The organism is Amycolatopsis sp. WAC 01416 (genome assembly GCF_003947485.1).
Lineage (GTDB): Bacteria > Actinomycetota > Actinomycetes > Mycobacteriales > Pseudonocardiaceae > Amycolatopsis.
The window spans coordinates 150557-162842 of sequence record NZ_QHHX01000002.1; the positions used below are offsets into that span (position 1 = coordinate 150557).

Below are 12286 nucleotides of genomic sequence, written 5' to 3' on the forward strand. Positions count from 1 at the left end.
TCGCATTTCAAGGTCTCAGTGGCCCGTCCTCCCGTCGATGCGCTCGCGCAGCAGGTCCGCGTGCCCGGCGTGGCGCGCGTACTCGGCGATGTGATGCGTCAGCAGCCACCGCAGCGAGAACGGCTCCCCGTCGCGGCGGCTCGTGCCCGTGTCGTCAAGCGACGCGGCCGCCACGATCTCCCGCGACCGCGCACACTCCTCACGCCAAGCCGCCCACGCGGCCTCGACGTCGCCATCCGTGTCCTCGAAGTCCTGCTCCGGCCACTCGTCGGAGTAATAGAGCAACGGGACGTCCTCACCCGCGAACTGCAGGCGGAACCACCAGCGCTCGGTGCCCGTGAGGTGCCTGAGCAGCCCGTGCAGCGACATGCTCGACGGCTCCACCGACCGCAGGGCCATCTGCTGCGGCGTCAGACCCTGGCACTTCAGCTCGAACGTGCGCCGATGCCAGTCGAGCGTGGACGTCAAGATCTCGCGCTCACTCGCCACCCGCGGAGGCTCCGAACGGTCGCCCTCCCAAGTGGCCGAGTAGTTCTCGTCAGGGATCGTGTCCATGCCCCCGACCTTGGCAGAGACCCCCGACAATTCCGTGGCGCTCCGGCGGCGGCCCCGCCATCCTGGTGGTCGGCGGTGGTCTACTAGACTCAGCCGCACGGGCCGTTAGCTCAATTGGTAGAGCTGCGGACTTTTAATCCGTAGGTTCTGGGTTCGAGCCCCAGGCGGCCCACCAAAAGCATGCTTCTGACCTGCGAAAGCAGGGCGGTTGATGATCTTTCACCCCCCCGGCATCGCGTTCGGCAGTACCCGGATTTTGGTGCTGCCAAGGGGAAGTTGAGCTCCTTCGGACAGCGGGGCCGCTCTGGTTCTGTTCCGGCTCGGCCATTCCCGATGCTGTCGTTCGTGTGTCCGATCGTGTCCCGGAGCCGCGCGGAGGCGGGCCGCCCGGCCGAACTATTCACGTTGGTGATGGCTGCGCGGAGCGGCGGCGGCAAACTGATCAGGCGGTGGGCGGAACCCGTTACGCGGCGGCCTAAGGGGACAACATGACCACGGTTTCTCTGCGTCTGAGGGACCATTCGTATGACGTGATCATCGGCCCGGGCGTGCGGACGGCGCTCGCCGATGTCATCAGGCGGCTGGGCGCTGAGCGGGCCGTCGTCGTGTCCGCTCGACCACGGAAGTCGTTGCCCGACACCGGGGTACCCAGTCTGGTGCTGCCCGCGCGCGACGGTGAGCATGACAAGACCCTCGGCACGGTGGAGGCCTTGTGCGGTGAGTTCGCACGGTTCGGTCTGACCAGGTCCGACGTGGTCGTCTCGTGCGGCGGCGGCACCACCACCGACGTGGTCGGGCTGGCGGCCGCGCTGTACCACCGGGGCGTACCGGTGATCCATCTGCCGACGTCCCTGCTGGCACAGGTGGACGCCAGTGTCGGCGGGAAGACGGCGGTGAACCTGCCCGACGGCAAGAACCTGGTCGGTACGTATTGGCAGCCGAGCGCGGTGCTCTGCGACACCGACTACCTGGCGACCCTGCCGCGGCGGGAGATGCTGAGCGGCCTCGGCGAAATCGCCCGCTGCCACTTCATCGGCGCACCGGATCTGCGGGGGCTCACCCTGGTCGAACAGATCACCGCCAGCGTGACACTCAAGGCCCGCATCGTGGAGGCGGATGAGCGGGACACCGGACCGCGGCACCTGCTCAACTACGGCCACACGCTGGGCCATGCGGTGGAGAGAGCCACGGACTACGCCGTGCGCCACGGCGAGGCGGTGGCCATCGGAACGGTCTTCGCGGGACGGCTCGCCGGCGCTCTCGGCCGGATCGGGCAGACCCGGGTGGCGGAGCATCGCGACGTCGTCCGGCATTACGGACTCCCCGACGCGCTGCCGTCCGAGGCCGATACCGCCACCCTGATGCGGTTGATGCGACACGACAAGAAGGCGGTCCGGGGATTCACCTTCGTCCTGGACGGACCAGAGGGTGCGGCGCTGGTCAGTGACGTCCCCCCGGACCTGGTCGCGAGCGAGCTGGCCCGGATGCCGCGAACTCCCGTGGCCGACCTGGTCGGTTCGTCCGGTGGGGCTCGCCGATGACGCACTTTCCCCCGCTGGAAGGCTTTCTCGCCGGACGGCTGGAGGCGGCGTTGCGGAAGCCCGCGGCGCAGCAACCGGAGTGGCCCGATCCGCGCCGGGCACGAGACGCGGTGGCCGCGCTGAGCCGGGCAGGGCCGATCGTCCTGCCGGACGAGACCGCGCGGCTGGCAGGACGGCTCGCCGCGGTTGCCAGGGGCGAGGCGTTCTTGCTGCAGGGAGGCGACTGCGCGGAGACTTTCGCCGGAAACACCGAAGCGCATCAGCGCGGCAATCTCCGGACGCTGGACCGGATGGCCGCGGTGCTCGCCGACCGGGCCGGATTGCCCGTCGTCAAGATCGCTCGAATGGCCGGACAGTATGCCAAGCCCCGCTCCCAAGCCGTCGACGCACTGGGGCTGCCCGTCTACCGCGGTGACATGATCAACTCGGCCGAATCCACGCTCGTGGCCAGGACACCCGCTCCCGAACGGATGCTGCGAGCCCACGCCTGCGCCGTCGAAACCATGGGTCTCGTCCGTGACTTCCGTCGAGGCGGCACGGACGGCGACGAAACCTACGTCAGCCATGAGGCACTCCTGCTGGACTACGAGCGGTCGCAGCTGTGGGCCGACACCAGCGGGCCGGAGCCTCGGGTGTCGAGCGGACTAGGGCACTTCCTGTGGATCGGCGAGCGCACCCGCCAGCTCGACGGCGCCCATCTCGCGTTCGCGGAACTGTTGTCCAACCCCATCGGCGTCAAGATCGGTCCGGCGACGACCCCCGAGCAGGCGGTCGAATACGTGCGACGGCTCGACCCGCACGGTGAGCCGGGGCGAGTCACCCTGGTCAGCCGGATGGGGCACAGCAGGGTCCGTGACGTCCTGCCGCCGATCGTGGAGAAGGTCACCGCCTCCGGGTCACAGGTGATCTGGCAGTGCGACCCCATGCACGGCAACACCTACCTGTCGGCGAACGGCTACAAGACGCGCCGGCTGCATCGGATGGTCGACGAGATCACCGGGTTTTTCGAGGTGCACCGGCAGCTGGGCACCCATCCCGGCGGCATCCACGTGGAGGTGACGGGCGATGACGTCACGGAATGTCTCAGTCGTGTCCCGGCCGTCGCGGAAGAGGATCTGCCGAACCGGTACGAGACCGCTTGCGATCCACGCCTGAACGCCAGGCAGGCGATGGGGCTCGCCTGCTCGGTCGCGGAGCTGGTCGCGGCGGCCAGGACATAGCGGGCCGGACTCGACCGCTACGGCGTCTTGTCCACGGTGATGGCCGAGAGTCGCCGGCGAAGGAGCGCTACGACCTCCTCGTTCCGGTCGGCCAGGTAAAAGTGACCGCCGGGCAACGTCACGACCTCGGTGGGCCCGGTCGTGTGCCGGGCCCACGCGTGTGCCTCGTCCATGGTCACCAGCGCGTCGCGATCGCCGGTGAGCACGGTGATCGGGCAGTCGAGGACGGCGGACGGATCGTGCCGGTAGGTCTCCACCGCGTGATAGTCGTTGCGGAGGAGGGGAAGGACCATGGCCCGGATCTCCGGGTCGTCGAGCAGCGCCGAACCGGGACCGCCGAGTCGCCGGATGTGGGCGAGCATGTCGTCGTCCGAGGACAGGTGCAACCGGTCGTTCCGATGCCGGGACGGCGCCCGGCGCCCCGAGGCGAACAGGTGGGTCGGCGTCGGCGACCCGGCGGCGGCCAGCCGCAGGGCGACCTCGTACGCCAGCAGCGTGCCCATACTGTGCCCGAAGAGGGCGAACGGCCGATCGTCCACGAGTCGCACCGCGTCGACGATCCGGTCGGCCAGTTCCGGGAGGTTGTCGATATTCGGCTCGTGACGGCGGTCCTGCCGCCCCGGGTACTGGACCGCCAGTACGTCGATCTCCGGGGCCAACGCTCGAGCGAGCGCGAAGAAGAAACTGGCCGATCCGCCCGCGTGGGGCAGGCAGACCAGGGTGGACGTCGCGTCGCCTGACGGGCTGAAGCGACGCAGCCACGTCTGGAATCGCGCCGAGGTCTCCGGCATCGTGGGTGTCTCCCTGGTGTCCTGTCGTGAGTGCCCCGGGCCGCTGGTGACGGCCTGGTGGTTCATTCGTGGCCGCACAGCTGCAACAGCGCCCTGGCGGCCAGGCGGTAGCCGAACGCGCCGAGACCCACGACGACTCCGCTGGCCAGCGGGGCCAGTATCGATTCGTGGCGGAAGCGCTCACGAGCCCAGACGTTGCTCAGGTGCACCTCGATCCACGGTGCGGGATAGGCGGCGAGCGCGTCGCGCAGGCTCCACCCGGCCATCATGAGCGCGCCGGGGTTGACGATCGCGCCGATGGTCGATTTGCGGTGCGCGTGCACCGCCTGGACCAGGCCGCCTTCGTGGTCGTCCTGAACCGGGACGACCTGCCAACCGGCGTCGGCCACTTCGTCGGCGACGAATTTCGCGATGTCGTCGAGGGTGTCGTAGCCGTAGATCTCCGGTTCGCGGTCGCCGAGTATCCCGAGATTGGGCCCGTTGAGCAGGAGCACGGTTTTCACAGGAGGAGTTCCTTCCTGATGCGAGGGTGGACACGCTGGTCAGCAGACCGGCCCACCGGCGACGTGGATGATCTGGCCGGACACGAACGACGCGTGGTCGCTCGCCAGGAAGGCCACCAGGTGGGCGATGTCCTTCGGATGACCGACCCGGCGCAGCGGAATCGTCGCGGCGACCCGTGCCTGGTGCTCCTCGGCCGTATGGCCGGCCTTCGCGGCCAGTGCCGCGGTCATCTCGGTGGCCACGTAGCCGGGCGCCACGGCGTTGACGGTGACGTTCAGCGGACCGAGTTCCATGGCCAGCGTCTTGGTCAGGCCCTCGATCCCGGCCTTCGCCGCCGAGTAGTTGGCCTGCCCGGCGTTGCCGACCGCGGCGATGCTCGACAGGTTCACCACGCGGCCCCAGCCGAGTTTGGCCATATGTTCGGTGACCGCTTGCGTCATCAGGAACGTGCCGCGCAGGTTCACGTCGATGACCAGGTCCCAGTCGGCGGGCGAGAGCGAGAAAACCAGGCTGTCCCTGGTGACACCGGCGTTGTTGACCAGGATGCCGGGCGGCCCGAGCCGGTCGGCGACCTCGTCGACCGCCTCGCGGACCGAGTCGGCGTCGCTCACGTCGACCGCGACGGCCGTGGCGCGGCCGCCCGCTCGGTCGAAGCCGGCGACCGCGCGCTCCGCGGCCGGCGGATCGATGTCGAGGACGGCGACATCGATGCCCTCCTCGAGCAGCCGTCCGGCCACCGCGGCACCGATGCCCCTTGCCGATCCGGTGACGATGGCGACGCGGTTCACGTCGTCTCGGGTGCCAGCTTGACCGGCAGGTAGCTCATGCCGTTCAGGACGTTGGAGTAGATCCACCGCTCCGGCCCGGTCTGTTCGGCGGACGACACGAGCGTGCGCAGCGCGTCGAGCACCTCCTCCACCTCGATGCGCGCCAGCGTGTGCCCCAGGCAGATATGCGAGCCGAAGGCGAAGGTGAGGTGCTTGTTCGGCTTGCGATCGAGCAGGAAGCGGTCCGGGTCGGCGAAGACCTCGGGATCGCGGTTGGCCGAGGAGATCCAGACGGTGACGATGTCGCCCTTTTTGACCGGCTGCCCGTTGACCGTGGTGTCGCCGGTGGCCTTGCGCCCGCTGTGCAACGCGGGAACGGTCCAGCGCAGGACCTCGTTGGCGGCGGTGTCGAGGCCGACGGTGCCCTCTTTGAGGGCGCGCCACTGGTCCGGCTGCTCGATCAGCGCCTGGATGCCGCCGGAGATGGCATGGCGGCCGGTCTCGTCGCCGCCGATGATCAGCCCGTAGCAGTTGGACATCAGGTCGGCATCGCTCAGCGGCTGACCGCCGACCTGGCAGTTGGCCAGCAGGCTGACCACGTCGTCGGAGTCGCTGCCGCGCCGGGTTTGTGCCAGGTCGGCGAAGTAGAGCAGAATCTCGCTCTTCGCCTGCCAGCTGTCCTCTGGCGGGGCGTCCGCGTAGTCGGAGCTGAACGCCTGCGAGGTGAGTCCGAGCAGATAACTGCGGTCGGCCTCCGGCACGTCCATCAGCCCGCAGATGGCACCCAGCGGGATGTTCGCGGAGACGTCGTGGACGAAATCGCATTCGCCCTTGTCGATCGCCGCCTTGATGAGGTCGTCGATCGTCCGCCGGATCGCCTCGCGGATCGCCTTGAGCCTGCGGGGGGCGAAGGCCGCGTTCAGCACGTTGCGCAGCTGGGTGTGCTTGTCGCCGTCGGTCATCGCGAGCATCGAGCCGGACGCGGAGTCCCCGCCGGTGAGCAGGGTCGACAGCATGTTGCCGCCCTCGGTGGTGAAGTGCTCCTTGTCGCGGTAGATCGCCATCGTGTCGGAGTAGCGGCTGAAGACCCAGAAGCCGGGGCGGTCGTCCTTCGCCGGATGCCAGTAGTGGGGACGGTCTTCGCGGAGACGGCGCCAAACCTCGGAGAGTTCGTTCTCGGCGTGCAGCACCGGGTCGGCGAGGTCGAGCGAATCGAGGAGCTCGGGGTTGACTACGGGGCGGATCATCGGCGGCCTTCCACGTGAGGAGTCTGGGCGGTCGAGGACGACAGCGAGGTGGCCATCGCGGCGAGGGCACCGATCGTGGGGTTCCCGATGATCTCCTTGGGGGAGACGGCCAGCCCCGCTTCGCGAGCGCGCCGGATCAGCGAGATCGCCAGCATGCTGTCGCCACCGAGTGCGAAGAAGTCGGAGTCGACACCGGCGTCGGTGACACCGAGCAGCTCCTCGAAGATGGCGGCCAGCGCGTGTTCCGCCGGGGTCCGCAGGGCGGGCTGTGCCGTCGCGGGCGGGGAACTCTCCTGCTCGGCGACCGTGGGCAGCGCGGCAAGGTCGAGCTTGCCGTTCGGCGTCACGGGAAGGGCCTCGACGACGACGTACCCGGTCGGCACCATATGGTCCGGCAATCGGTGTGCGGCGTGCTCGCGGAGTTGCTCGCGGACGGGCGCTTCCCCGTCCGCGGCCACGATCCAGGCGACCAGCCGGACGCGGCCGTCACCGTCCTCGCGCAGGCCTGCCACCGCGCGGGCGACCGTGGGCAGTTCTTCGAGTACCGCCGCGACCTCGCGGGGTTCGATCCGGAAGCCACGGAGTTTGACCTGGTCGTCGGCGCGGCCGTGGAAGTCCAGGTCGCCGTCGCCGTGCCAGGAGGCGATGTCGCCGGTGCGGTACATCCGGCTGCCGGGCGGGCCGAACGGGTCGGCCACGAAACGTTCGGCCGTCAACGCGGGCTGGTTGAGGTAACCGTGGGCGACACCATGCCCCGCGACGTAGAGCTCGCCGCGGAAGCCAGGTGGCACCGGCCGCAGCCCGGGACCGAGGACGTAGACGCGGGCACCGGCGACGGGGCGCCCGATCGGGGGGCGGCCGCCACCCGTGAGCGGTTCGCTCTGAGTGGCGCAGACGGTGACCTCCGTCGGCCCGTAGGCGTTCACCATCCGGCGGTTCTCGGACCACCGCGCGGCCAGTTCGGCGGGGCATTCCTCGCCGGCGCTGATCAAGCCGCGGAGCGCGGGCACGGCCACGGGGTCGATGCTGGACAGTGCCACCGGCGGGAGAATGGCGTGGGTGATCCGTCGCGCGAGCAGGGCCGCGGCCAGCGGTTCCCCGGCGAGCGGCCCCGACGGCGGCACCACGATCGTCGCCCCCGCGGTGAACGCGCCCATCAGTTCGGCGACGAACGCGTCGAAGCTCGGCGAGGCGAATTGCAGCAACCGGGAGGAGCTGTCCAGTCCCAGCCCTTCACGCTTGGTCGCGGCGAGGTTCGCCAGTCCGGTGTGGGTGACCGTGACGCCCTTCGGACGGCCGGTCGTGCCGGAGGTGTAGATGACGTACGCCGGATCGGTCAGTCTCGGGGTGACTCGCGGAAATCCGTCCGTCCGTTCGCCGATCCCCGGATCCTCGACGAGGACGCGCGGCCAGGGACGGGTCAGCGGGAGATCGGCCGACGCCGAGGTGCAGACGACGAGCGGGTCGCAGTCTTCCAGCATGGCCGCGATCCGCTCCCGCGGATAGCCGGGATCGACGGGGACGAACGCCGCGCCGAGCCGGACCGTCGCCAGGAGTGCGGTGATCAGGTCCAGCGATCGTGGCAGCACGAGGGCCACCATCCGGCCGGGTGCCGCCCCCGCCTCGGCGAGGGCGGCCGCGAGCCGTCCGGCACGGCGGTCGAGGTCGGCGTACGAGGTCACGGCGCCGCCGGAGTCCACCGCCGGTCGCCCGGCGTGCTCGTCGACGGCGCGCTGCCACAGCCTGCCCAGCGTCGCGGAGGGCTGCGGGTTCCGGACCGCGTTCCACTTCCGGAGCACCTGGTGGCGAGTGGCCGCGTCGAGAAGGTCCAGCCTGCCGACCGGTCGGCAGGGCGCCTCGCGGAACTCACGGAGCAGGCGTACGACCATGTCGAGCAGACGCTCCGCGGTTTCCGTGCCGATGAGCCGCGGGTCGGTGACCAGGGTCAGGACGAGTTCGCCCGCGTCGTGGCCGACCCTGAGTTCGGCGGTGCGGGGCCGGGGCGGCTCGGCGGGGGTGAAGGTGACGGCGGTGTCGAACGACGCGTCCGCCGCGGCGTCGAGCAGGGCGCGCCCCCGCGGTCCGAGCTCGGCGTGCCCGCCCGAAGCGGTCACGGCGTCCCCGACCCGGTCCAGGACGGTGCCGATCTCGTCACCCGGCGCGACGGCCACCAGCAGCGGCCGGGGCCCGGTTCCGAAGAGCACCGGAGAGCCGGCACCCAGCAGGTGCAGCAGTACCGCCCAGGCTCCGAGCAGCGTGTTCTCCGCGGCCGGGAACTCCGGGATCCGCCGGACGGGCGCCGGTCCGGCGGCCGTGTCGTCGCCACGCCGGCCGAGCCTGTCGCGGAGCAGGGAATCACCGTCGACACCGGCCAGCGACGACTGCCAGAACCGCGCCGCCAGCGCCTGCTCCCGGAGCAGGTTCCGATCCGGCTTCGCCGATCCCAGCAGGGGCAGTTCGGGTCTGACCTCGATATCCACCGGAGCGTGGCGGTCACCGAGCGCGGCCGCCACCTCCGCCCGCAGGTCGGCCGGTCGCGGCGTGCAGCCGGAGGCCGGGGTGACCACCGCGTGGACCAGCGCCAGCCGGTCCTCGTCCTCGATCCCGAACACCGCGGCCTGTGCCACGGTGGCGTGTTCGAGGAGCACGCGCTCGACCGCCTCCGGGTAGACGCGGACGCCTTCACCCTTCAGGACGCCGTCGAGCCGCCCCTCGAGAGTCAGGTATCCCGACTCGTCGAGCCGTCCGATGTCGCCGGTGTGCACCCAACCGTCGCGCACCGTCCGCACGGTCTGTTCCGGGTCGTTCCAGTAGTGGCTCATCGCCCAGCGCCCGGACGAGCAGATCTCGCCGGCGACACCCGGCGGGAGGACCCGGTCGTGGTCCTGTGGATCACGGACGGTGACCCGGACGTTCGCCGGTGGCCTGCCGACCGTGCGGCGCAGGTCGGGGTCGAGGTGATCCTGTGGGGTGAGCAGGCTGATCATGCCGGTCTCGCTCGTCCCGTAGACCTGGAACAGCACCGGGCCCAGTGATTTGGCGGCGGCCGCCAGCCGTTCCGGCGCGGCGGGGCTCCCGGTGTAGAACACCTCACGCAGGCTGGAGAGGTCGTAGTCGTCGAACGCGCGGTGCTCGGTGAGGGCGTATACCTGCGGAGAAGCGAGGACGAGCCGGGTGACGCGGTGCCGTTCGACGGCCCGGAGCACCGCCTCGGCGTCGAATCCGTGGTGCAGCACGACGCTGCCACCGGCGATGATCGCGTCGTCGGCGGAGAAACCGCTGGAGTGGGTCAGCGACCCGGTGATCAGGCAGACCGCGGGCCGGGAGCCGGCGGCGGCCATGTCGTTCTTGACGGCGGACGGCCAGCTGACGCCCTTCGGCCGCCCCGACGAGCCGCTGGTGAAGGTCACCACGGCGGTCTCCGCCTCTTCGGCCGTCGAGTCGTCGAACGGTGTCTCCGGGGACCGGGTCATGTCCAGCACGTCCGGTCCGGACGGACCCGGGGCGGCGAGGGCGAACGCCGATCCGGCCGCGGCACGCAACCCGCGCGCCCGGTCGAGGTTGTCCTGGTCGACCGCCAGCACACTCGGCCGGAGGTCGGCGAGAATCTCGGCCTGGACGCGAGGACCCAGCTCGTCCCTGGGATCGGCGGCGTTGATTCCGCGAATGTGGACCGCCGTCGCGCCGAGGAGGTTCACCGCGTACCGGTAGACCAGGGTGGACGGCGTGTTGGGGCTGGTCAGAACGGCGACCGAGGTGCCAGGTCCGACACCGGCCGAACGCAGCGACGCCGCGGTCGTGCGGACCGCTCTGGCGAGCCGCTCAGCCGAGAAGGGCTCGTCTCCGAGCCGGACGGGAATGGCGGCAGGGTCGGCGTCGAGCCTGCCGAGGATCTGGCGGACGTAGTGGTCATGCCCCCGCAACGGTGATCTCCAATGCAGCTCGACGATCGAGGCCGACGGAGCGGCCGTGATCATGGGCGCCGGCACAAACCAGGCCGTCGTGACGGTGTGCAGGGCAACGCTAGGTGCGGGGTCCGCCGCCGCGGATCCCTCGCGTTGACAGTGGTCGCCGGCGCGGACGAGGTTCCCCGCCCGCACTGTCAGCGCGAGCGATGGTGACGCCTGCCCGCCTGCGTATGGTCGCGAGACATGGCTTTCTTGACCTCTCGCGCCGACGTCCTGGTGGTCGGCTGCGGTCCGAGTGGTGCCGTGCTGGCGAGCCTGCTGGCCCGCCGGGGCCACCGGGTGATCGTGCTCGAGCGGCATCGCGAGGTCTTCGGGCTGCCCCGGGCCACCAGCTTCGACGGGGAGACCGCCCGGCTGCTGGCGGCGGCGGGGGTCGGCGCCGGTCTGCCCGGCATAGCGGTGCCCGCGACCGGCTACCAGTGGCGCGGCACCGATGGGCAGGTTCTGCTGGACATCTCCTTCAGCGACGTCGGCCGGTACGGGTGGCCGGACGCGAACACGATGCATCAGCCCGCGCTGGAGCGGCTGCCCGGCGCCGCGCTGGCGGCCGAACCCGGGGTCGAAGTCCGGCGAGGCCTGTCCGTCGTCGACATCAGCCAGACGGACGACGGCGTCACCGCGAGCGCCGAGGACGAAAGCGGTGCCACCCACACCTTCCGAGCCGGCTGGCTGGTCGGCTGCGACGGGGCGAACAGCGTCGTCCGCGAACTGGCCGCCGTGCCGATGACCGATCTGGGGTTCTCCTTCGAGTGGCTGCTGTGCGACGTCAGGCTGCACGAGCCCCGCGAATTCGTCCCGACCAACCTGCAGCTGTGCGATCCGGCCCGGCCCACGACGCTGGTGGGCAGCGGACGTGACCGGAGACGCTGGGAGTTCATGTGCCTGCCGGGGGAGTCCGCGGCGGAAATGGACAACGCCGAGACGGCGTGGCGGCTGCTGGCGCCGCACGGCGTCACGCCGCGAACGGCGGAGCTGCTGCGGAGCGGGGTGTACCGATCTCATGCCCGATGGGCCCAGCAGTGGCGGCAGGGCCGGGTTCTTCTCGCCGGGGACGCCGCCCATCTGATGCCGCCGTTCGCCGGTCAGGGCATGTGCTCGGGCATCCGTGACGTCAGCAACCTGGCGTGGAAGCTGGACCTGGTGCTCGGCGGCCGGGCCGACGAGCGGCTGCTCGACACTTACACGCTCGAGCGGCGAGGCCACACCAAGGCGGCCGTCCTCGCCTCGGTCAAACTCGGCAGGGTCATCTGCGTGACCGACCCGGCCGCCGCCGCCGACCGCGACGCGGCGATCCGGGCCAATGGCGGTGGCCGCCGGACGTCACCACCCGAAGCGACACCGTTGGCCACCGGATTCCTCCAGCCGGGCGGCGGCGACGTGATCGTCACCGGCCGGTTCGACGACCTGATCGCGTCGGGTTTCCTGCTGCTCACCACCGAGGAGCCGGACGCCGTCAGCGCGACTCAGCGCGCCTCACTGTCGGGGCTCGGCGCCACCGTCGTCCATCTCGGACCCGGCGACCAGGAGGACGGCGGGTACCTGGACTACCTGCGGGACCGGGGCGCGGCGTCCGTGCTGATCAGGCCGGACTACCACGTCTACGGCACCGTCGCCGCGGGCGCGACCGGCGCGCTGGTGGACGGTCTGCTCGACCGGCTGCGGCCACATCGCCCGTCAGACTGAGGGATCCCGG

Annotated in this window: 9 protein-coding genes and 1 tRNA gene; 4 read left to right on the top strand and 6 right to left on the bottom strand. The window is 70.7% G+C overall.

What is annotated here, in order from left to right:
• Window positions 1-15: 15 nt before the first annotated feature.
• The gene (locus tag DL990_RS05140; RefSeq protein ID WP_125798041.1) at window positions 16-555 is read right to left on the bottom strand and encodes a DinB family protein; all 540 of its coding nucleotides are present in this window, start codon (window positions 553-555) and stop codon (window positions 16-18) included.
• Between the two features lie 99 nt (window positions 556-654).
• On the opposite strand from DL990_RS05140, the gene DL990_RS05145 reads away from it, so the two are divergent.
• The 3 genes from DL990_RS05145 (at window position 655) to DL990_RS05155 (ending at window position 3316) form a co-directional block, all read left to right on the top strand.
• Window positions 655-730: transfer RNA gene (locus DL990_RS05145), tRNA-Lys, on the top strand.
• A gap of 313 nt (window positions 731-1043) precedes the next feature.
• On the top strand, window positions 1044-2096 hold the full coding sequence (locus DL990_RS05150) for a 3-dehydroquinate synthase (protein ID WP_125798042.1): 1053 nt from the start codon (window positions 1044-1046) through the stop codon (window positions 2094-2096).
• Window positions 2093-3316: a 3-deoxy-7-phosphoheptulonate synthase gene (locus tag DL990_RS05155; RefSeq protein WP_125798043.1), complete on the top strand. Its 1224-nt coding sequence runs from the start codon at window positions 2093-2095 to the stop codon at window positions 3314-3316. Before DL990_RS05150 ends, DL990_RS05155 begins: the two co-directional genes overlap by 4 nt.
• Before the next feature lie 17 nt (window positions 3317-3333).
• Here DL990_RS05155 and DL990_RS05160 read toward each other — a convergent pair whose 3' ends face one another.
• The 5 genes from DL990_RS05160 to DL990_RS05180 form a co-directional block, all read right to left on the bottom strand.
• Window positions 3334-4107 carry a thioesterase II family protein gene (locus DL990_RS05160; protein WP_125798044.1) on the bottom strand — a complete coding sequence of 258 codons (774 nt, stop codon included), beginning with the start codon at window positions 4105-4107 and terminating at the stop codon, window positions 3334-3336.
• 62 nt (window positions 4108-4169) lie between these two features.
• Window positions 4170-4610 carry a type II 3-dehydroquinate dehydratase gene (locus DL990_RS05165; RefSeq protein ID WP_125798045.1) on the bottom strand — a complete coding sequence of 147 codons (441 nt, stop codon included), beginning with the start codon at window positions 4608-4610 and terminating at the stop codon, window positions 4170-4172.
• Window positions 4611-4649: 39 nt separating this feature from the next.
• Window positions 4650-5399, bottom strand: coding sequence for a 3-oxoacyl-ACP reductase FabG (gene fabG / locus DL990_RS05170; protein WP_125798046.1), 750 nt, complete (start codon window positions 5397-5399; stop codon window positions 4650-4652).
• Entirely contained in the window at window positions 5396-6625 is a 1230-nt protein-coding gene (locus DL990_RS05175; protein ID WP_125787308.1) for a cytochrome P450, read from the bottom strand. The genes fabG and DL990_RS05175 overlap by 4 nt, the downstream gene beginning before the upstream one ends.
• The gene (locus DL990_RS05180; RefSeq protein ID WP_158632584.1) at window positions 6622-10602 is read right to left on the bottom strand and encodes an amino acid adenylation domain-containing protein; all 3981 of its coding nucleotides are present in this window, start codon (window positions 10600-10602) and stop codon (window positions 6622-6624) included. Before DL990_RS05180 ends, DL990_RS05175 begins: the two co-directional genes overlap by 4 nt.
• Window positions 10603-10776: 174 nt before the next feature.
• Here DL990_RS05180 and DL990_RS05185 point away from each other — a divergent pair, with 174 nt between their 5' ends.
• Window positions 10777-12276: a bifunctional 3-(3-hydroxy-phenyl)propionate/3-hydroxycinnamic acid hydroxylase gene (locus DL990_RS05185; protein WP_125798048.1), complete on the top strand. Its 1500-nt coding sequence runs from the start codon at window positions 10777-10779 to the stop codon at window positions 12274-12276.
• Window positions 12277-12286 lie beyond the last annotated feature (10 nt).